We start from the raw sequence: 20,105 nt of genomic DNA, 5'->3' as shown, positions 1-20,105 counted from the left end.
AATTTTCTAAAGGATTATATGTATGACGACTTCAAACACACATTTGATTGATGTAAAAGTAAAATACCTTAGCGATCTGGCTAAAAAAAGCGGCATGGAATATTCAACTCCGAATTCTGCCGGAATTGATTTGCGGGCCTGCATAGACACGGATTTTATAGAAATTAAACCAGGTGAAAAATATGCTTTCCCTGCCGGAATTGCCATTGAAATTACTGCCAAGGGAATTGCCGGATTTATATACTCACGAAGCGGGCTTGGCACGAAAGAAGGACTTACCGTCAGCCAGGGAGTCGGGGTTATTGACCCTGATTACCGCGGAGAAATTAAAGTTTCACTGCTTAACACCTCCGGAGAAATCCGACGAATTGAGCGCGGGCAGCGCATAGCACAATTAGTTTTTATGCCCTATTACCACGCGTCAATTATCCCCTGCGAAGAGCTCTCTTCAACTGAGCGCGGCAGCGGCGGATTCGGACACACCGGTAAAAGATAGTAACCTTTCAATCAATATATGAGTGAAACTGTTATGAATAAACATGAAGCTCTCGTAGAAAAACAAAAAGATTCCATCTGCAACACTTACGGCAGATATCCGGTTAATGTAACTAAAGCTAAAGGCAGCAGGCTGTGGGATCTTGACGGTCGGGAATATATAGACCTGCTTTCAGGTATATCTGTTGCAAACGTCGGCCATTGCCGTGATGATCTTGCAGACCTGATGGCTGAACAAGCCCGCAAACTGGTAATGGTCAGCAACCTTTTCTATCAGGAAGAACAAGTTGAATGTGCGGAAAAACTTCTCGCTACATGTGGCGCGGATAAAGTTTTTTTCTGCAACTCCGGAGCAGAAGCAAACGAAGCGGCTATCAAACTGGCCAGAAGATATATGCGCACCATTAAAGAAAGAGACGCCTATGAGATTATCACCCTCGAAGGATCTTTTCATGGCAGAACGCTGGCAACACTTACCGCAACAGGCCAAACAGGACCGATTAAAGACGGATACTCTCCTCTTCCTGAAGGATTTTCCTATGCTCCTGCCGGTGACATTGAAGCTATGACAGCTATGGTATCAGACAAGACTGCGGCTATCATGATTGAAATTGTCCAAGGTGAAGGCGGCATTAAGCCTCTTGCTCATGACTATGTTGAAGCACTCGCTAAACTTGTTAAAGAAAAAGACATTTTACTTATCGTAGATGAAGTTCAGTCAGGACTCTGCCGGACAGGAAAATGGTGGGCGCATCAGCATTATGGAATCACGCCGGACATTTTCACTTCGGCAAAAGCTCTTGCCAACGGACTTCCTATGGGAGCAATGCTCGCAACGGATGAAGTCGCTAAAGGATTTACTCCCGGCAGCCATGCCACCACATTCGGCGGTGGCGCACTGGTTTCCAAGGTTTCGTCAAAGGTTCTGGATATCATGACCGATGAAAAACTTGCTGACAGAGCGGCTGAACTTGGGGATTTTTTCATCAAAGAAGCACTTAAAATTAAAGATAAACACCCGGGAAAAATTGTTTCTGTCAGAGGTCTTGGTTTAATGCTCGGTATTGAACTGGGATTTGACGGAAATGAAATATTTGCCAAACTTCGTGATGAAGGTTTTATACTGAACCTCACAAAGGGTAAAATATTACGGCTTCTGCCTGCTCTCACTATTGATCGTGCAGATCTCGTATCATTCCTTAATACTTTAGATAAAGCTTTTACTGATATGGATTAACGGGTCCGTACCACCATTCTACCCAAACTTATATTTATAGTATAAGGTAAAAAAAACGGGAGGGAAGAAATGGATACAATCACCCCTTCTCCGCATGTAGAAGGAACAGCTCAAGATGCAGGAGTAATACCTGTAAACAAACTTGAACGAACTGATATTGCGAACAGTTTGCACGGTCCGGCTCTAAGAGCGCATGAATCAGACCTTGCAACAGAAGCTGCAACAGTCATGAACCGCATTACCGGAAAAGGCTCTATTATCGATCAAATGATATAGAACTTATCCTTAAAAATAAAAGCCCAAGGATCACACATATGATTTATATGTGAGTAATTGGGCTTTTTTGCAGCACAAAAAATATCTTAACAACCAAATAAGGCAGCTGAAATGTCAACACTTCTTAAAATTCAATTCACATTACCGGAATCAGAAACAGCTGAATGCCAAGTATACCTTTCAGGAAGAGTAGCTCACGGATGGGAAGAAAAACCACTTGAAGATGATACTATCTTTTACACCATTCATCTTGAAGACCACCCTCTCGGATCAGAAATTGTTGCTGAGATACAAAAACGGTGGCCGGAAGCCGGATGTATCAGCGAAGAAATTGAAGCTGAAAACTGGGGGCTTGCATGGAAAGAATACTTTGAACCCATCGTTTGCGGAGATATGTTTGAAATTTTGCCGCCGTGGCTGATGGATACTAAAACCGAAGGACTGAGGCACATCGTAATCGAGCCTAAAATGGCTTTCGGAACAGGCGGACATCCGACTACGGCCCTTTGCCTTGAACTGATCAGTAAACTTTACCGCGAAGGTAAACTTGACCCGAAAATGAATTTCTTCGATCTCGGTACAGGCTCTGCCATCCTTGCAATTGCCCTTGCAAAGCTTGGCGTTAAAGGAACAGGGGTGGACATCGATCCGCAATCTATTGTCTGCGCTCTGGAAAACCTGCAAAACAACGGTGTTGAATCAGATGTAACTCTTGCCGTAGGCAGTGCAGATTGCATTGATCAAAATCTTAAATATGATCTTGTTGTTGCCAATATATTATCCGGGCCGCTTATCGAACTTTCTTCTGCCGTCATTGCCAGACTGAAAGAAAATTCCATCCTTATACTTTCCGGCATTTTGAATGAACAAGCCGAAGGCGTTGCAAAGGCCTACATAACAAAAGGATTACCTGCTCCTGAAATATTCATAGACGGTGAATGGGCTGCCCTGCTCTGGGAAAACATCAGCGCAACTGACAGCTGAGAAAATTTACAATGAATAGAGAATCTTTACTGATGGGCTATTACGAAGCCTTACATACGGCTATAGGTCCATGCCATTGGTGGCCCGGTGAAACCCCGTTTGAAATTGCGGTCGGTGCGATATTAGTACAGAACACAAACTGGAAAAATGTTGAAAAAGCGATTCATAATCTTAAAGAGAATGATGCGCTGACTATCCGGGGACTCCGCAAACTCTCTATTGATGAATTGCAGGATCTTATCCGGCCTTCCGGTTTTTTCAAAATTAAATCTGAAAGACTTACCAATTTCCTAAGTTTTTTAGATGAAAAGTCAGCCGACTGCATTACAGATTTAGCTGCTTTTGAAACAGCTGACCTGAGACAGCAGCTTCTTTCTGTAAAAGGAATTGGACCGGAAACGGCTGATTCTATCCTGCTTTATGCACTGGGAAAACCAATATTTGTTGTAGATGCCTACACTCGTAGAATTTTTAACAGACATATGCTAATCCACGAGGATATTGAATATCATGAACTTCAAGATTTCTTTATGGACGTTTTAAATGAAGATGTAGAACTATTTAACGAATACCATGCGCTTATAGTTAAGGCAGCGAAAAAATGGTGTAAAAAAACTAACCCTGACTGTACTAATTGCCCTCTCGGTGAATTTCTTAAAAACTGAACTATTATAAAATATGCATAACGTCTCATTTAGACAGATATTATTAGTTGCAGCAACTCTGTTAGCTTTTTTTACACTATCGGCTTCATATTCGATGGCGGATGATTCTGCTGTGAGCAAAATTCGTGAAGCTATCAACGATCAAAAACAAAATATTCAAAAGCAAAAACAAGTTTTACTAAAGCTCACCCGTGAAGAAAGAGACATGTTCGGAGAACTGGCTTCAATTGAAGACAGAATATCAGACATAGAGCGCAAGCTTTTTAAAAGCGAAGATGAGCTGACTAAAATTGTAGCAGAGGAAAAATCAGCCAAAGAAAAACATGCAGTTTTGCAGGAAGATCTTGATAAAATTGTCGGCAATCTAAAAATGATGCTTGCAAAGCTGTGGCCTATTCATTCTCGGAAACTCGAAAACAAATTCGGATCTCTTGAAGACTGGGAAAGCTCTGACCGTAATTTTGTGTGGCTTGCCTCCGTCTACAAAGATGCGAAAGCAGAACTGACCAAAGCTGAAAATCAATCTAAAATGATTTTTGAAAATCTTGAAGTCCAGAAAGAGCTTCGTATAAAATCCGAAAAGAAATTAACAGCAATCAATAAGACAAAAGATCTTTTACTGAAAGACAAATTGAGCCTGCTTTCAGGGATTCGGCAAATCCGATCCATGAAAATGAGCCGTGAGGAAGAATTAAAAGCTCTTCTTGATACAATTAACAAACTGAATTACAAACTCAAAAGCCTGACCAGCAAAAAGATTCTCAACTTTAAAGGAGAATTGCCCGCTCCGTGCGATGGTAAGGTCAAAATAAACTTTGATCCTTCTGCAAAACCTCCTGTTAGAGGAGAAGGTTTCGAAACCAATGGTAATATTAATGTCAAATCTATTTTCTGGGGAAAAGTCGTACACAACGATACCCTCAGAGGATTTGGACGAGTTGTTATTATTTACCATGGATATAATTACTACTCCCTGTATGCTTACCTTTCGGAAAGCCTTGTAAAAACGGGACAGGAAGTTGAAAAGGATGAAGTTATCGGAAAAACTGGGTATTACCCAGCACTTAAAGGGACCGGACTCTATTTTGAATTGCGTTTTCACCAGAAACCCGTTAACCCGGAAAAATGGCTTTCCCGATAATAATGATTAATAACTTTCACAAGATACAGCACCCACCCCGCTGGAGGAACCAATGAGAAAAACTTTGTGGATGATAACTATCGTCTGTCTTTTTGTAATTTCTGCTTCGCCTCAAAAATCTGAAGCTGTCGACGGAGATCGCTTTCAGCCGTTACGCAGATTCAGTCAGGTGCTTGATTTAGTCGAGCATAACTACGTAGAAGATATTTCCCGCAAAGAACTGGTCGACGATGCTTTAAAAGGTATGCTTGAACAGCTTGATCCTCATTCTACTTTTCTTTCCAAAGAAGATTTCACAGAAATGCAGGAAGCTACAAGCGGAGAGTTCAGCGGAATCGGCATTGAAATCAGCCTTGAAAAAGGACGTTTAACTGTCATTTCTCCTATTGAAGATACTCCTGCATACAAAGCCGGACTGAAATCCGGTGACCTTATCCTTGAAATTGACGGAACACCTACACAGTCAATTTCTCTGATGGAAGCAGTAAGCAAAATCAGAGGTAAACGCGGAACTGACGTGGTGCTCACAATTCTGCACAAAGGTGATAATAAACCACTCAAAGTTACTATTACCCGCGGATCAATCCAGATTCAGAGTGTAAAAAGTCAGGAACTGGAAAAAGGCTATTTATACCTGAGGCTTACTCGCTTTAGTGAAAACACTACCAGCGACATGCATAAGGCTCTCGCTGAATACAAGAAGTCAAATAAAATCAAAGGAATTGTTTTTGATTTACGCAACAACCCAGGCGGACTCCTGACACAGGCTGCGTCAGTTGCTGATACTTTCATTGATAAAGGACTTCTCGTTTATATTGAAGGACGTAATAAAGACAGCAGAAAAGACTTTATGGCTGAAGGAGATGCGCAGTATGCAGATGTACCGATGGTCACATTGATCAACTCCGGTTCTGCATCCGCCTCTGAAATTGTTGCCGGAGCTCTGAAAGATCACAACAGATCACTGCTTCTGGGTGAACGTTCATTCGGTAAAGGTTCTGTACAGACAATCATTCCTATGGCAGACGGATCTGGAATTAAACTGACAACAGCCCGCTACTACACACCTAGCGGCCGCTCGATTCAGGCTGAAGGAATCGATCCTGACATCGTTTACCCGTTTGTCCCTCCAGTAAAAGAAGATGACGAGAATGACCGTTTCATAATCCGCGAACAAGACCTGACAAGACACCTGGAAAACACAGATGAAACTGAATCTGCTAAAAAAGGTGTTCAGACTGACAAAGCTGTTAAAATGCTTGAAAAAGACAATCAGCTAAGACTTGGCCTACAGCTTGTGAAACAGCTTCCACGCTTAAAAGAAATTCAATAGCGTAGGGGTTTAACGGAAGTGGAACTTAATACTTCGGATCAGAATAATAAGCCCGAAATCCCGGAAAACAATCCGGGAATTCGGGCTTATCTTTCAAAACCATTTGGAATTGCAATTGCAACAATTGCAACGGCTTCTTTTATTTGCATGATCATCGCCCTGATGATCTTTAGTGATTCCAATTCAATTGCGGAACATAAGGAATCGATCCCTCTCGAACAGCAGGGATTCGCTTCAGAAAATTCTACAAACCCATACGAAGAAATTGAACAAGATGATCTTGAAGATTTAGTCAAAATTGCTGATCTATCGCTTATTAATGAACTTAAATCAGCTGATGTTTCTATGTCTGATTTGAAACTTGAAGACGTAACTTTGAAGAAATATCACGGTCGCTTTTTTCATTTTCAGCAGCTTAGATTTCCTCTTAAAGGAAATAAGCAAAGCTTCATTAAAAGCGTAAATAACAGACTCACGAGTGCCGGGCTTACTGCAAGCATACAAAAAGTAGCCGATGACTGCTGGTTGCTAAGCATTAACAAAGTACCTACCCACAAATTTTTTATAGATACAGTAACACAGCAGGAAGAAACAGCTGAGCTTAAAATTGATCCCAACGCTCCGAAAATGGCTATTGTTATTGACGACATGGGCGAAAACGTAAATATTGCACAAAAATTGGCGGATCTTAACGTTCATATAACTTTTTCCATATGGCCCAACAGTTCTCATGCTTCGGAAGTAGCCAGAATAGGAAAAAGAAGTAACAATGAAATAATGATTCATCTCCCGATGCAACCTAAAGGGTATCCTAAAGTTCATCCGGGCGCAGATGCTCTGCTAATCGGCATGAACGCAAAAACGATTCAGCAACGCGTTCTCGATGCAATAAAAAAAATTCCGGATGCAACCGGAATAAACAATCATATGGGATCTAGGTTCACGGAAAATCTTGTTGGAATGCAAGAGGTTATGATTCCTTTGCACCAGAAAAAGATATTTTTTTTAGACAGCCGAACTACAGCAAAAAGCACTGCACAAGAAGCTGCTAAAAAAGCTAATGTTACTTTGTACGAAAGGAATATCTTTCTTGATAATGTTAAAGACGTTTCGGCAATCAAATTTCAACTAGCCAAAGCTGCTAAAATTGCGAGGACGCGAGGTCAATCAATTGCAATAGGCCACCCGCACCCGGAAACAATTGAAGCAATCAGACAATGGGCTATAGAATCAAATGGCAGAATAAGAATCGTTCCAGTTAGAAAACTTACTCCACATCGTTGAAATAGTTTTACAGGTAAACAATAATTTCAAAACGAAGGTATCAACAGATGAAAAAAATACTGCTCTTCATGGTCATACTGTTTATGGTTGCCGTTCCGGTTATCCATTCAGCTCAAAGTTACACTGTATCTATAACTCAGATAGTGGAACACCCTTCTCTTGATGCAATGCGTGCAGGTTTTCAAAGCCGCATGAAAGAAGCCGGCATCAACGTTCAATACAATGTTCATATTGCGCAGGGCAATCAGGCTAACAACATTCAAATTGCAAACCAGATAAAAGGTGAAAACCCGTCTCTGATTCTAGCCATTACAACTCCTTCAGCGCAGGCTGTTGCGCAGAAAATTAAAGATAAACCTATCCTTTTCACAGGTGTTACCGATCCGGTTGCGGCAGGACTTGTCAGAAGCCTTATGATTCCCGGTAAGAACATTACCGGAATGACTGACATGAGTCCTATAGTTCGCCAAGTGGAACTCATTAAAGAATTTCTACCTGATGTAAAAACCATCGGGACTATCTACAATGCAGGCGAAGCCAATTCCGTAGTACTGATTAAGATTCTCAAAGATGTGTGCAAAGATTTAGGTATTAAAGTTGAAGAAGCTTCAATCGCCAATTCCAGCGGAGTATATCAGGCTGCCAAATCTCTGGTCGGAAAATGTGACGCCATATATATCCCACTGGATAACACCGTTGTTTCTGGTCTTGAAGCAGCTATCAAAGTTTGCAGACAGAATAAGCTGCCGATATTTTCAGCAGACACAGACTCTGTAAAAAGAGGAACAATTGCTGCGGTGGCAATAGACTATTATCGTATGGGACTTCAAACCGCAGATATGGCTATCCGCATCCTTAATAAAAAAGCAATTCCGGCAAGTACTCCGGTTGAATCTCTGGAAAATCTTCAATTATACGTCAATCCTGCCGCTGCTGAAACGATGGGTGTGACAATTCCTAAACAAGTTTTAGACAGAGCAGACAATATCATCAAATAGTTGCTATTTGCCAAATCCACTCAATCGAGGTAAAGGCGCGATAGAAATCGCGCCTTTATTTTTATAAAAAACGTTATTACCCCAATTAAAAAATGATCAGTTTATACGCTTTCATGGGTGCTCTTGAACAAGGTTTTGCCTTCGGACTTATGGTTCTCGGAGTATACCTGACATTCAGAGTCCTTGACTTTCCGGATCTGACAGTTGACGGCAGTCTGCCACTTGGAGCTGCGGTCTCGGCCGTTGCAATCACCGGTGGATATCACCCACTCGCCGCTATGGGTATGGCGGCCTGTGCAGGTTTTCTAGCCGGAGCTGTAACCGGAATACTTAATACCAAATTCAAAATATTACATCTGCTCGCTTCAATTCTGACCATGATTTCTCTTTATTCCATAAACATCCGCATCATGGGCAAGCCAAACATTACTCTTCTCGGACAAGATACTTTAATTGACAAATTTATCGATATGACAGGACTTGCTCCTTACCTCGCCACTCCGCTGCTTTTCACGATCATATCCAGCATAGCTCTTGTTGCTTTAATATGGTTCCTGAAAACCTCATTCGGTCTGGCAATGCTTGCAACCGGCGACAACCCGAAAATGATCACAAGCCTCGGTGTAAACAAAGATATGATGATCATCTTCGGAGTTGGGCTCTCCAACGCAATGGTGGCCCTGTCCGGAGCGCTGGTCGCTCAGAATCAAGGGGCGGCTGATGTTAATATGGGTATCGGTACAATTATAGCAGGTCTGGCTTCTGTTATTATAGGTGAAACAATTTTCAGCACAAAAACTATCACTTGCGCCATGATTTCCGCAGTTCTGGGGTCTGTACTTTACAGGGTAGCAATTGCTCTGGCTCTCGGCGTTAGGCTTGGAAGCTTTTCATTCACACCAAGTGATCTTAACCTAGTCACCGCAATTCTGGTAGTAGCGGCTTTAGTCTCACCGCAGATTAAAGCTAATGTTCTGGGAAGGAGGCTGCGCGCATAATGCTTACCATCCAAAAAGGCGTCAAAACGTTTAATCCTAACAGTGTAAATGAAGTTCAAGCATTACGCGGAATTGATCTGCAAGTTGATAAAGGTGATTTCATAACCATTATCGGCTCAAACGGCGCAGGCAAATCAACTTTTCTTAATGCTATCGCCGGATCTTTTATTCTTACCAGCGGCACCATCACGATTAACACTCAAGATGTTACTTCGTGGCCGGAGCATAAGCGTGCCGGAAATCTTGGAAGAGTTTTCCAAGACCCGCTGCTCGGAACCTGCACTTCATTGACAATTGAACAAAATTTGGCACTGGCCCTCAAAAGAGGTCAAAGACGCGGTCTTGGATTCGGAGTGCGCACAAAGGATAAGGTCCTTTTTAAAGAGCATCTTTCTACACTCGGGCTTGGGCTTGAAAACAGGCTTACAGACAGAGTAGGACTCCTTTCCGGTGGTCAAAGACAGGCTCTGACCATGATCATGGCGACCATGACAAGACCTGATATATTGCTTCTGGATGAACATACCGCAGCTCTTGATCCTAAAACAGGCAAAAAAATTCTTGATATAACCGAAACTGTTGTTCATAGAGATGAGCTGACAACATTGATGGTGACTCATAATATGAACCAAGCCATTAATATGGGTAACAGACTGATAATGCTACATCAGGGCGAGATTATTTTAGATATTTCCGGTGAGGATAAGAAGGGACTGAAAGTTGAAGACCTTCTGGCAAGGTTCTATTCCCTTCGCGGCGAGAGTGTGGCAACTGACAGGATGCTTTTTTCGTAAAGCAGTCAATCATACTTCCTTCCGGATCAGGGCAAATGCCTTGGACCATGCGAAAAAACGCAGAAAAATACACTTTGGAGGATTTCACAATGGGCGAACTTACTTTTTCTATCATTAAACCGGATGCAGTTGCGAACAACAAAATCGGTGACATCTTGAAAATGATCTCTGACAGCGGACTCAAAATTAAAGCAACCAAAATGATCCATATGTCTAAAACACAGGCTGAAGGATTCTATGCAGTTCACAAAGAACGTCCTTTTTTCGGTGAACTCGTTGAATTTATGATTTCCGGCCCTTGTGTTGTTTCTGTTCTTGAAGGTGACAACGCTATTAAACGTTATCGCGATCTCATGGGTGCAACAAACCCTGCTGACGCGGTAGAAGGAACCATCCGCAAAGCTTTCGGTGCAGGTATTGAAGCTAATGCATGTCACGGTTCTGATGGGCCGGACACAGCAAAAGTTGAAGTTTCATATTTCTTCAGCAACCTAGAATTGGTGAACTAGCATGAGTAAAAAAGTCGGTTTCATAGGCACAGGTAATATGGGTACCGCCATCATTAAAGGCATGGCGGGAGATAAAAATATAAATCTTCTAGGCTTTGATCTCAATAAAACGGCGCTTGGCCTTCTTGCGGAAGAAACCGGCCTGACTCAGACCGATACTGCCCGTGACCTTGCCAAAGAATCCGACTATATTGTGCTGTGCGTAAAACCTCAGCACGCCGGTCCAGTTTTAGAAGAAATTGCTCCGGAACTCGATGAGTCCAAATGCCTTGTTTCAATTGCAGCTGGTCTCACCGTCAGTACGCTTAAAGATTGCAGCGAAAACAGATGTTCTGTTGTCCGGGTTATGCCAAGCACTCCTGCGTTGGTAAATGCCGGAGTTTTCGCGGTATGTCTTGATGACTCACACATCACTGCGGATCAGGCTTCTTTTGCCCGTGAAATGTTCAAACCGCTCGGCGATATATATATGCTTGCCGAAAGTCAGTTTGATGCTTTCACAGGCGTTATAGGATCAGGTCCGGCCTATGTTTTCTACTTCATAGAGGCTATGATTGAATCTGCTGTGGAATTAGGTCTTCCAAGAGAACAGGCTACCGCCATGGTGGAAAAACTCTTTGAAGGATCTACAAAATTAGCTCAGCAGAGCAAACTGCACGTCAGCCAGTTACGCGAAATGGTTACTTCCCCCGGCGGAACAACCGTTCAGGCTCTGATCCATCTGGACCGCACAGCTACTCGTGCAAACATTATAGACGCAGTTCGCAAGAGCTATGAACGAAGTGCAGAACTAGGCAAAAAATAGTATATCACAGAAGGAGGAAAACATTTTTAAAAAAGTGTTTCCTCCTTCTGAACAAAAAAAGAGGCCGCAAGCGACCTCTTCTAAAAAACAAATTCGATTTATTTTTACATTTCTGCAAGCCATACCAGCAAGAAATACACGTCCAAAAGAATAGCACTCAAAATTCCGCTGAAAAATATTAGCGTTCCGAGTCTTTTGAGTTTAAGCGAAGTCCACGTGCCGACTGGGCCCATTACTGGCTTTTGTTTCTCAACGCCGAAATAGACGGCCTTTCCGCCCATCTGTCCGCCTACTAGCCATGCGGCAGCAGCCATCGGCCAACCTGCATTGGGACTTTCGCTCTTTCCTGAATCTTCAATTAAATGTTCATAAGCACTTTTCCAATCAAGATGAAGAATACGCCCTGCCGCAAGCATCATAAACGCGGTGATACGAGCGGGAATAAATGCTAGAATATCATCAGCTTTTGCTGCGCAATATCCGAAATCTTTATACTGCTCATTTTTATAACCCCACATTGAGTCCATAGTGCTGATCGTCTTATACACCCACATTCCGGCAGGGCCGGTCACAACCAGATAAAAAAACGGAGCGACAAACCCGTCGTTCAAATTTTCGCTGGTTGTCTCAGCTAAAGCTTTGCGAATACCTGCTTCATCAAGTTCAGACACATCCCGGCTGACAAGATGCGAAACGGCAATGCGCGCGGCTTCAATTTGCCCTTGATCAAGAAGCAATGCTACTTTGCGGCATTCAGACAAAAGGCCGCCGAGGGCGAGTCCTGCATAAGCCAGATAAAGACCCAGAATCACACCGACATACGGAATTGAAAGAAATATTTTTAATACACTGAAAATAACAAGACAGAAACCGGCCACTCCCACTCCTCCCATAATTTTAGGAGCAAGACTCAAATGTCTGACCCATTTATCATAAGAATCAAGAGCCTTTCCCAAATAACGCACAGGATGCGGCAGCCAGCTTGGATCTCCCAAGATCAAATCAGCAATCATAGCAAGGACAGGAATAAGAAATACTACGGTAGAATTATCCATTACAACTTCATCCTCAATTTATTTCGGTTAAGGGTGATCTTTTTTTGATACAGAAAAACACCAACATCTATAACTATAAAGAATAAACGTTGGTGTTTCCATAAAAAAAAGGCGGTACAAAAGTTACTTTGTACCGCCTAAAAGACTAGTTTTCGTAATATGAACGAAGAAGTGCACTCCGGACAGGATGCCTGAGCTTCCTGAGAGCCTTGGCTTCGATCTGACGAATACGTTCACGAGTAACGTTAAACAGTTTACCAACCTCTTCAAGGGTGTGGTCAGACTTTTCGCCGATACCGAATCTTTTGCGAAGAACCTGCTCTTCGCGAGGAGTAAGATCAGAAAGAACCGTTGCTATCTGCTCACCGAGTTTAGTGCTGACGACTTCTTCAGCAGGAGCAGTTGCTTTTTTATCTTCAATAAAATCACCGAGACTTGAATCTTCTTCATCACCGATAGGTGTTTCAAGAGAGATAGGTTCTTTAGCAATCTTAAGAACTTTTTTAACTTTTTCGAGCGGATAGTCCATGCGCTCAGCAATTTCTTCAGGGGCCGGATCACGTCCTAATTCCTGAACGAGATAGCGGGAAGTTCTGATCAGCTTATTAATTGTTTCGATCATATGAACAGGGATACGGATAGTACGGGCCTGATCCGCAATGGCGCGGGTAATAGCCTGCCTGATCCACCATGTTGCGTATGTCGAGAATTTATATCCACGCTGATATTCAAACTTATCAACAGCCTTCATAAGACCGATGTTACCTTCCTGAATAAGATCAAGGAACTGCAAACCGCGGTTGGTGTACTTTTTAGCAATAGAAACAACCAGTCTAAGGTTAGCTCTGATGAGCTCCTGCTTAGCCTGCATTGCAGATCTGTTACCATGTTTGATACGCCAGAGAACTTCTTCAAGATCATAAACGTTATGACAGCATTTTTCTTGCAGGCGGACTAAAATTTCCATTTTACCGGAAATCATTTCCTTGAAAGAAAATAATTCGTCAACGGTTAAATTAAGTTCAGCGGCAGCAGCAACAGGATTGATTTCTCTATCATCGATCTTTTTAAAGAGATCTTTAATTTCCTGCTGAGTCTTACCAGTTGAAAGAATATAAGCAGATAGATCCCGCTGACAGTTATGCATCTGTCTGACATAATCACCGACAGTCTCAATGATCTGGTCGATCAAAGTTTTTTCGATTTTAATGTCACGCAAGCGGTCGACAATTTCCTGCTTGTAAATCATGATTTCATTTTGCACACCAAAGACCCTGCGGTCGAGCTGTGCGCAATAATCAAGCTTTTCGTATATTTTTTTCTTTTTCTTATAAATCTTTTTAACTTCATCAAGAAGGAAAATAACACGCTGACGCTGGTTCATCTCGTCTTCGCTCGGATCATCTTCTTCGATGGTTTTTACAACATCTTTAAGCTTGATACGTGATTCATCAAGATGTTCACCGACGTTGATAAGTTCTTCAATAGCAACAGGAATTTCAACCAGTGCATAAAGTACTTCCATTTCGCCGTTTTCAATCTTCTTAGCGATAACGACTTCACCTTCACGGTCAAGCAATCCTACAGCACCCATTTCACGCAAATACATGCGTACAGGGTCAGTACTGCGGGAGACGTAATCAATTGAGTCTTCCTCAGTTTCTGTAATATCTATATCGTCTTCAGCATCAACATCAACTTCAACATCGCCGTCCATCAGATCTTTACCGTCATCATCAGTATTAACGATAGCAATATTGAGTTGATCAAAAATCTTAATTACATCTTCAAGCTGCTTAGCTTCATTGAACTCGGCAGGCAAAACCTTACTAAGCTGCTCAAATGTAAGAAAACCTTGTTTCTTACCTTCTGTAATTAAAACCTTAATAGCTTGAATATCTTTAATGTTGCTCATCATCCCTCCATACAGAGTCGTTCAGAACTTTGAGGTACGCATTTACACGGTCTGAGTCGCCTTCCGCCTGAGCGCGGCGCAAAGCATCAGTGAGCTGTTTTCTGCCCAAATCATACCGCCGTCTGGCAATCACCTTACAAACATGTCGCCATTCTTCTTCCAGATCTTCACCGGAGAACGGATCTTCCATTCTACAGCCTGCCCAGAATGCTTTCTCGGAATCATCAAGATACGGCATTATGTCCTTTCCGCTGTGTGTCATAAATTTTGACCACAGCTTTGTGCCCCATTGTGAGGTAAGGACTTGCATGATCCCTCTTTCCGAGAGTTCAACGACATGTTCAGGATGCTGTACGGCATACCTCAAGAAATATTTATCATCTTTTTCCTGTCCTCCGACCGAAACGGGTGCGCGTTGCATCCTTTTTCGAACAACAGGAGTCGAGGATTGGCCCAAAACACCGGAAAAAGTTGATCTTAATTCTGCTTCAGACACCCCGAGGCCGGAAGCGACCTTGGGTAGATAAAAAGTTCTGATTGACGCATTGGACATCTTTTTAAGAAATCCCTGCGACCAATCCATAATTTCACGGGGAGAATACCCCTCTTTAAGAGTAGCAAGACAAAAGTCCAGCCCGTCTCGCGCTTCATCCAGAAAAACCTGAAATCCTTCAGCACCGCGGGTCTGAAGAAGACTATCAACATCCTCCCCGTCAGGAAGGACTATAACACCGCAGGAAACACCCTGCGTTAAAATCATTTCAGAACTGCGAAGAGCTGCTTTAAGCCCTGCACTGTCACCATCAAAAACTAAAATAACCTTTGAACAAAACCCGGAAAGTCTTTTAACCTGTTCGGGAGTTAAAGCCGTTCCAAGTACTCCGCAAGAATTTGTATAACCGAATTGATGCAGAGAAATAACATCCATATACCCTTCAGTCAGCAAAGCCTGCTTCGTTCTGGCTATTGATGTTCTTGCCTGAGAAAGTCCATACAGGTGCTCTCCTTTTTTATAAATAGGAGTATCGCTGCTGTTTAAATACTTTGGTTCTCCTTCAATAATTATTCTTCCGCCAAAAGCAATGACCCGACCCGATAAATTTTTAATCGGAAAAATTAATCTTCCGCGAAATCTATCGTAAGTATGACCTTTGGCGTTCTGAGAAAGCAGCCCTGCGCGAACTCCTTCCTCAGCCGAATAACCATTTGAAACCAAAAATTTCTCAAGCCCCTGCCATTCTTCGGAACTGCAACCAAGACCGAAACTTTCGATAGCTGCGGTATCAACACCTCGTTTTTTAAGGTATTCTCTTGCAGCACGTCCTTCGGGAAGTTTAAGAAGCCGGGAATAATATTCTGCGGCTTTCTCATGCATCTCGAGAAATTTTTTCTTTTCAGAACTTCTTTTGGCTGCGCCTGGATCAACTTTACCTGGAGTAAGTTCAACTCCGGCCTCTGCCGCCAGCTGTTCTAAAGCATCTTTAAATTCTAGCCCGTTAATGTTAGCATAAAAATCAAAGATATCGCCTGAAGCCTGACAGCCGAAACAATAATAAAGCCCTTCATCTCCGTTAACAGTAAAAGATGCAGTCTTTTCCTGATGGAACGGGCATAGTCCTTTCCACCTGCCGGAAACAGGTTTCAGCTCTACATACCTTCTGACAATATCGACTAAATCGAGGCGGTCCTTGATAGCATCAATTGCTGCTCTGTCCAAAAAAAGCCTCCGCGTGCCAATAAAAAGAACATAACCAAATTCTGCATAACACGGCAGAAACAGGTTTGCACTAAACCAATTCGACCAAAGTCATGCCGTCCCCGCCCTGATCTTCCGGAGCGAGAGCATAACTTGCAACCAACGGATTTTCATCCAGAAAAATATGAACCTCACGCCTCAGCGCCCCTGTACCGCGGCCATGAACAACTTCAATTGTTGTTGCGCCGCGCAGTAACGCCTGATCGAAAAATTTTCCGAGCTCACTTATTGCTATATCAGCACGTTTTCCGCGTAGGTCAACCTTAAGAGACATATCTCCACGCGAAGAAACTTCAACTGAAGCTACCGGCTGACGATAAATCTGACCGGATTTGTTTACAGGCCCGAGCTGGTCGGCAGGCATCCACATTGCCACGCCGTCCATATCAACCTTCACCCTTTTCTTTCGGTCATCTTTCTCTAAAACAATACCCTTGCGGTCCCAATTGATATTTAAAATATCTGAACCGACTTCGATATCAGAGTATGAAAAAGCCTTAGCTTCGGTTTTAGCATAGTTACCGCCACCGATTTTTTCACGGGCTTCAGCAAGTTTTTTTAAGGCTGTTTTACGTCCAACCTTTCCATCCTGCCACTCTTTCAAAACCGTTTGAGCTTGAGCTTTAACTTCATGCAAAACAGCAATACGTTCTTTTTCAAAACGCACTTCGAGCTTATCACGTTTAATGCGAAGTTTCTCACGTTCCTTAGTCAGCTCATCCAGCTCAAGTTCTCTGGTGACAGCAAGTTCATTCAACCGAGACATAATCGAACCGGTTTCAGAACCCTCCATAAGCAGATATTGTTCAGCTTTGGAGATCAAAGATTCAGGAAAACCATGCTCACGCGCAACATCAAGTGCGATAGATGCTCCGACCTGATCGTAAGCAATTCTGAACAATGGTTTTTTAGTTCCCGGATCAAAGAGAACACTGGCAGCCCTGACTCCCTCGGTAACAAGGGCATAAGTTTTAAGAGCAGGAAAATGGGTTGCTGCAAAACAGGTAACTTTATTCTCAAGCAAACCATCAACAACAGCCTGAGCCAATGCCGCGCCCTGTGCCGGATCAGTTCCGGACCCGAATTCATCCAGAATAAATAAAGTGGATGAATCCATTGAATCCCAGATTCTGCTGATAGACTGAATTTGCGCTGAGAAAGTACTTACGTTTTCCTCAAGTGACTGTTCATCACCGATAATAACAAAAATTTCTTTGAAAAGAGGCAGTATTGAACCCTTTTCAACAGTTACCGGGATTCCGCTGAATGCCATAGCGGCCAGAATGCCGACAGTTTTAAGGCAGACAGTTTTACCACCGGCATTACCACCGCTGATAATAAGTACACGCTGATCAGCAGGGAGCTCAACATTTAGCGGATGCACGCCCATGTCCGCAGCCACAAGCAACGGATGGCGGGCTCCTTTCAAATTAAACCCTGCGCCTGCTTCAACATCAACAGCAACAGCACCTAGGGCTTCTGCAAAATTAATTTTTGCCTGAAGTACATCGTAATCAACAAGAAAATTATATGCAGCTTCACATTCTGCAAGTTCGCCACGGACAAGTCCGGTGAGATAAGTCAGGATCTTCAGTTCTTCCTGTCTTTCATTTTGCTTGAGCTCCTGCATGGTGTTGTTAAGCTCAACAAGAAATAACGGTTCGAAATAACAGGTTTCACCGGTATTTGAATAACTGTGAATAATACCCTGCAATCGACCTTTAAAATTAGCTTTTAGCGGCAGAACATAACGATCAGATGAAATAGTCATGAAGTCGTCCTGCATAAAACGACTTATGTCTTCACCGTGAATGTAATCCCGCACTTTTTTTGAACAACGCTGATAAAGTCCTCTGAGAGACCGCCTGACATCATAAAGTTCCGGTGAACTTTCGTCACGGATATTTCCATCAGGATCAATACAACGTTTCAAACCGGAAAATGTTTTTTCAGGCCAGTCTATTCCATCTAAAAAATCAACTATAGAATCCCACTCTCGTTTTTCAGCAATCGAAAGAGCTTCTTTAAGTAAGCGAGTTTGTCCAAGGGTTTGAACAAGTGCAAAAAGTGCATCAGTATCAAGAATATTCGCCGGCTTGATTAGGAATTTGAAAAGCCCTTCGAGAGGGGGAAATACACTAAGCCTGAACCCTGTTTCCTTAGAAAAATTATGCCCTTGCCTGAAAAAGCGGGCCGCGGAATTGATTGCATCGGCTTCTTGCATTGGAGAAAGATTAAGGCATGACTGAGCTCCGGAAGAAGACACAGTGAAATTTGATAGTACTTTGAGAATCTTTGGAAACTCAAGTAATTGAAGAGATCTCGGCTCCATTTGGATTCCAGTGGGATTGAGAGGTGATCAACATAATCCTGAAATCTCAGGGACCAATACGGAAAAAACGGCAGAACAGCCCCGGAATAAATCCGGGGCCTGCCGTTAAATACTAATTAAAGCAGGTCGAGATCAGGAAAGACGTGAACGTACAAGTCCGCTAAGAACTTTTCCGTCAAACTGTCCTTTATGAGCTGCGGTAATGGCTTGCATTACTTTGCCCATATCCTTGATAGAAGATGCTCCGAGTTCGGCAATTGCCTTATCTACTGCAGCCTCGAGTTCCTCAGGGGAAAGCTCGGGTGGCATGTAGCTTGAAAGGGCAACAATTTCTACAGCCTCTTTCTCTGCAAGTTCAGGACGACCGGCACTTTCATACTGATCAATAGAGTCCTTGCGCTGCTTAATCTGCTTTGCAACAAGATCAAGCACATCTTCGTCGGTGATAGTACCACCGCCGTCAACCATGCGATTTTTAATAGCTGTTTTGAGATGCCTCAAAACAGCCTTTTTAACATCATCTTTGGCTTTATAAGCCGCGATATAGTCTTTATCAATCTGCTCAATGAGAGTCATATATTAACCCATTGAAATTTTGCGCATTTTTTTGATTAACCTTTTGCGAGCTGCAGCTTTTTTCTTTTTACGCTGTACGCTAGGTTTTTCATAGTGCTGACGTTTTTTGAGTTCGGAAAGAACTCCAGCTTTTTCAACCTGTTTTTTAAAACGGCGAAGAGCTATTTCGAAATTATCAGAATCTTCAAGGTATACACCGGGCAATCAAATCACCCCCCTACGTAGATCTCGCACTTAAAAGAAAGATGCGGAAGAGAAATCTTGTACAACCATAAACACAGTAAAGTCAAGCCTTACTGCAATAAAAAATGTTCAGCACCTAAAGCAAGATGCTGAACATAAAAAACAAAAGATGAAAGGACTAGTTATGAGCTGCTTGATCTTTTGAGTCCATCCAAGCTTTCACTACGCAGTACGCAAGGCCTGCGCCGAGGATAGCAAGAACGGCATAAAGAACACCGAAGAAAATAAAGTGATCAGGTTGCCACCAAGGAAGATCCATAGGAAGTGGACTATGTACGGTTTCACCATGCAACATTATTGATCTCCTTTATTATTTTACAGCGTCTTTCAACAATTTTCCTGGACGGAATTTAACAACTTTGCAAGCAGGAATTTTAATTTCATCACCTGTACGGGGATTACGGCCGACACGTTCTTTTCTTTCATCTACCTGAAAGGTTCCGAAACCCGTAAGAGTAAGTTTACCTTCGCTTACGAGAGTTTCTTCAACGGTGTCGAGAAAATAATTAAGGCAACGCTCAGCGTCTGCTTTAGTCATACCAGCTTTTTCAGCTATCTTAACTACTAATTCAGCCTTTGTCATCTGTCCTTCCTCCTTAAAACGGAAATTAATTATTGCGACGCACTCATCGACGTCTGCCATTGACCTCGCGTAAGTGCGAGAGTTTGGTTCAAAATCTTAGCCGAGTGATACATAAGAGACACTAAA

The 20,105-nt window shown here is 42.7% G+C and carries 21 protein-coding genes; 13 read left to right on the top strand and 8 right to left on the bottom strand.

The annotated features are described in order from the left end of the window. Positions 1 to 22 precede the first annotated feature (22 nt). The 13 genes from dut to proC all read left to right on the top strand — a co-directional run bounded on the left by dut (position 23) and on the right by proC (position 11,519). Positions 23 to 496 (top strand): dUTP diphosphatase, encoded by a 474-nt coding sequence (gene dut / locus B9N78_RS02295; protein WP_085097724.1) that lies wholly within the window; start codon positions 23 to 25, stop codon positions 494 to 496. A gap of 33 nt (positions 497 to 529) precedes the next feature. After that, positions 530 to 1,732 carry an aspartate aminotransferase family protein gene (locus B9N78_RS02290; RefSeq protein ID WP_137982473.1) on the top strand — a complete coding sequence of 401 codons (1,203 nt, stop codon included), beginning with the start codon at positions 530 to 532 and terminating at the stop codon, positions 1,730 to 1,732. A gap of 69 nt (positions 1,733 to 1,801) precedes the next feature. Beyond that, on the top strand, positions 1,802 to 2,008 hold the full coding sequence (locus B9N78_RS02285; protein ID WP_085097718.1) for a hypothetical protein: 207 nt from the start codon (positions 1,802 to 1,804) through the stop codon (positions 2,006 to 2,008). Between the two features lie 111 nt (positions 2,009 to 2,119). Continuing rightward, on the top strand, positions 2,120 to 2,992 hold the full coding sequence (locus B9N78_RS02280; RefSeq protein ID WP_085097715.1) for a 50S ribosomal protein L11 methyltransferase: 873 nt from the start codon (positions 2,120 to 2,122) through the stop codon (positions 2,990 to 2,992). An 11-nt stretch (positions 2,993 to 3,003) separates the two neighbouring features. Further along, positions 3,004 to 3,657 carry an endonuclease III domain-containing protein gene (locus B9N78_RS02275; protein ID WP_085097712.1) on the top strand — a complete coding sequence of 218 codons (654 nt, stop codon included), beginning with the start codon at positions 3,004 to 3,006 and terminating at the stop codon, positions 3,655 to 3,657. Between the two features lie 112 nt (positions 3,658 to 3,769). After that, entirely contained in the window at positions 3,770 to 4,798 is a 1,029-nt protein-coding gene (locus tag B9N78_RS02270; protein WP_245805438.1) for a murein hydrolase activator EnvC family protein, read from the top strand. Positions 4,799 to 4,850: 52 nt separating this feature from the next. Further along, positions 4,851 to 6,131, top strand: coding sequence for a S41 family peptidase (locus B9N78_RS02265; protein ID WP_085097706.1), 1,281 nt, complete (start codon positions 4,851 to 4,853; stop codon positions 6,129 to 6,131). A gap of 18 nt (positions 6,132 to 6,149) precedes the next feature. Further along, positions 6,150 to 7,415: a divergent polysaccharide deacetylase family protein gene (locus tag B9N78_RS02260; RefSeq protein WP_085097703.1), complete on the top strand. Its 1,266-nt coding sequence runs from the start codon at positions 6,150 to 6,152 to the stop codon at positions 7,413 to 7,415. Between the two features lie 47 nt (positions 7,416 to 7,462). Beyond that, positions 7,463 to 8,413 carry an ABC transporter substrate-binding protein gene (locus B9N78_RS02255; protein ID WP_085097700.1) on the top strand — a complete coding sequence of 317 codons (951 nt, stop codon included), beginning with the start codon at positions 7,463 to 7,465 and terminating at the stop codon, positions 8,411 to 8,413. Between the two features lie 92 nt (positions 8,414 to 8,505). Then, a complete protein-coding gene (locus B9N78_RS02250; protein WP_170921360.1) occupies positions 8,506 to 9,411 on the top strand; it encodes an ABC transporter permease in 906 nt (301 codons plus the stop codon). Then, positions 9,411 to 10,205 (top strand): ABC transporter ATP-binding protein, encoded by a 795-nt coding sequence (locus B9N78_RS02245; protein WP_085097697.1) that lies wholly within the window; start codon positions 9,411 to 9,413, stop codon positions 10,203 to 10,205. Before B9N78_RS02250 ends, B9N78_RS02245 begins: the two co-directional genes overlap by 1 nt. Positions 10,206 to 10,294: 89 nt before the next feature. Beyond that, the gene (gene ndk / locus B9N78_RS02240) at positions 10,295 to 10,714 is read left to right on the top strand and encodes a nucleoside-diphosphate kinase (protein ID WP_085099249.1); all 420 of its coding nucleotides are present in this window, start codon (positions 10,295 to 10,297) and stop codon (positions 10,712 to 10,714) included. A gap of 1 nt (position 10,715) precedes the next feature. After that, positions 10,716 to 11,519 (top strand): pyrroline-5-carboxylate reductase, encoded by an 804-nt coding sequence (proC, locus tag B9N78_RS02235; protein WP_085097694.1) that lies wholly within the window; start codon positions 10,716 to 10,718, stop codon positions 11,517 to 11,519. Positions 11,520 to 11,623: 104 nt separating this feature from the next. On the opposite strand, the gene cbiB is transcribed toward proC, so the two are convergent. The 8 genes from cbiB to B9N78_RS02200 form a co-directional block, all read right to left on the bottom strand. Beyond that, entirely contained in the window at positions 11,624 to 12,574 is a 951-nt protein-coding gene (gene cbiB / locus B9N78_RS02230; RefSeq protein ID WP_085097692.1) for an adenosylcobinamide-phosphate synthase CbiB, read from the bottom strand. Positions 12,575 to 12,719: 145 nt separating this feature from the next. Further along, positions 12,720 to 14,489 carry an RNA polymerase sigma factor RpoD gene (gene rpoD / locus B9N78_RS02225; RefSeq protein ID WP_085097689.1) on the bottom strand — a complete coding sequence of 590 codons (1,770 nt, stop codon included), beginning with the start codon at positions 14,487 to 14,489 and terminating at the stop codon, positions 12,720 to 12,722. Next, the gene (gene dnaG, locus B9N78_RS02220; RefSeq protein ID WP_085097686.1) at positions 14,476 to 16,206 is read right to left on the bottom strand and encodes a DNA primase; all 1,731 of its coding nucleotides are present in this window, start codon (positions 16,204 to 16,206) and stop codon (positions 14,476 to 14,478) included. Before dnaG ends, rpoD begins: the two co-directional genes overlap by 14 nt. 70 nt (positions 16,207 to 16,276) lie before the next feature. Further along, a complete protein-coding gene (locus B9N78_RS02215; protein WP_085097683.1) occupies positions 16,277 to 18,577 on the bottom strand; it encodes an endonuclease MutS2 in 2,301 nt (766 codons plus the stop codon). A 132-nt stretch (positions 18,578 to 18,709) separates the two neighbouring features. Then, a complete protein-coding gene (locus B9N78_RS02210) occupies positions 18,710 to 19,153 on the bottom strand; it encodes a GatB/YqeY domain-containing protein (RefSeq protein WP_085097680.1) in 444 nt (147 codons plus the stop codon). 3 nt (positions 19,154 to 19,156) lie between these two features. Beyond that, entirely contained in the window at positions 19,157 to 19,357 is a 201-nt protein-coding gene (rpsU, locus tag B9N78_RS02205) for a 30S ribosomal protein S21 (protein ID WP_085097677.1), read from the bottom strand. A 157-nt stretch (positions 19,358 to 19,514) separates the two neighbouring features. After that, positions 19,515 to 19,691 carry a hypothetical protein gene (locus B9N78_RS18095; protein WP_170921359.1) on the bottom strand — a complete coding sequence of 59 codons (177 nt, stop codon included), beginning with the start codon at positions 19,689 to 19,691 and terminating at the stop codon, positions 19,515 to 19,517. 15 nt (positions 19,692 to 19,706) lie between these two features. Further along, the gene (locus B9N78_RS02200) at positions 19,707 to 20,039 is read right to left on the bottom strand and encodes an HU family DNA-binding protein (protein ID WP_342743588.1); all 333 of its coding nucleotides are present in this window, start codon (positions 20,037 to 20,039) and stop codon (positions 19,707 to 19,709) included. Positions 20,040 to 20,105 lie beyond the last annotated feature (66 nt).

Origin of the sequence: Desulfovibrio gilichinskyi, assembly GCF_900177375.1 — a bacterium.
Classification (GTDB): domain Bacteria; phylum Desulfobacterota; class Desulfovibrionia; order Desulfovibrionales; family Desulfovibrionaceae; genus Maridesulfovibrio; species Maridesulfovibrio gilichinskyi.
Note: the sequence above shows the minus strand (reverse complement) of the source record. Positions and strands in the feature narration are given on the sequence as shown.

Excerpts from the sequence above, each read along its gene's own strand:
- dut (WP_085097724.1), top strand. The coding sequence starts at position 23 with ATGACGACTTCAAACACACATTTGATTGATGTAAAAGTAAAATACCTT.
- B9N78_RS02290 (WP_137982473.1), top strand. The coding sequence starts at position 530 with ATGAATAAACATGAAGCTCTCGTAGAAAAACAAAAAGATTCCATCTGC.
- B9N78_RS02285 (WP_085097718.1), top strand. The coding sequence starts at position 1,802 with ATGGATACAATCACCCCTTCTCCGCATGTAGAAGGAACAGCTCAAGAT.
- B9N78_RS02280 (WP_085097715.1), top strand. The coding sequence starts at position 2,120 with ATGTCAACACTTCTTAAAATTCAATTCACATTACCGGAATCAGAAACA.
- B9N78_RS02275 (WP_085097712.1), top strand. The coding sequence starts at position 3,004 with ATGAATAGAGAATCTTTACTGATGGGCTATTACGAAGCCTTACATACG.
- B9N78_RS02265 (WP_085097706.1), top strand. The coding sequence starts at position 4,851 with ATGAGAAAAACTTTGTGGATGATAACTATCGTCTGTCTTTTTGTAATT.
- B9N78_RS02255 (WP_085097700.1), top strand. The coding sequence starts at position 7,463 with ATGAAAAAAATACTGCTCTTCATGGTCATACTGTTTATGGTTGCCGTT.
- B9N78_RS02250 (WP_170921360.1), top strand. The coding sequence starts at position 8,506 with ATGATCAGTTTATACGCTTTCATGGGTGCTCTTGAACAAGGTTTTGCC.
- B9N78_RS02245 (WP_085097697.1), top strand. The coding sequence starts at position 9,411 with ATGCTTACCATCCAAAAAGGCGTCAAAACGTTTAATCCTAACAGTGTA.
- ndk (WP_085099249.1), top strand. The coding sequence starts at position 10,295 with ATGGGCGAACTTACTTTTTCTATCATTAAACCGGATGCAGTTGCGAAC.
- proC (WP_085097694.1), top strand. The coding sequence starts at position 10,716 with ATGAGTAAAAAAGTCGGTTTCATAGGCACAGGTAATATGGGTACCGCC.
- cbiB (WP_085097692.1), bottom strand. The coding sequence starts at position 12,574 with ATGGATAATTCTACCGTAGTATTTCTTATTCCTGTCCTTGCTATGATT.
- rpoD (WP_085097689.1), bottom strand. The coding sequence starts at position 14,489 with ATGAGCAACATTAAAGATATTCAAGCTATTAAGGTTTTAATTACAGAA.
- B9N78_RS02215 (WP_085097683.1), bottom strand. The coding sequence starts at position 18,577 with ATGGAGCCGAGATCTCTTCAATTACTTGAGTTTCCAAAGATTCTCAAA.
- B9N78_RS02210 (WP_085097680.1), bottom strand. The coding sequence starts at position 19,153 with ATGACTCTCATTGAGCAGATTGATAAAGACTATATCGCGGCTTATAAA.
- B9N78_RS18095 (WP_170921359.1), bottom strand. The coding sequence starts at position 19,691 with ATGTTGCATGGTGAAACCGTACATAGTCCACTTCCTATGGATCTTCCT.
- B9N78_RS02200 (WP_342743588.1), bottom strand. The coding sequence starts at position 20,039 with ATGGCAGACGTCGATGAGTGCGTCGCAATAATTAATTTCCGTTTTAAG.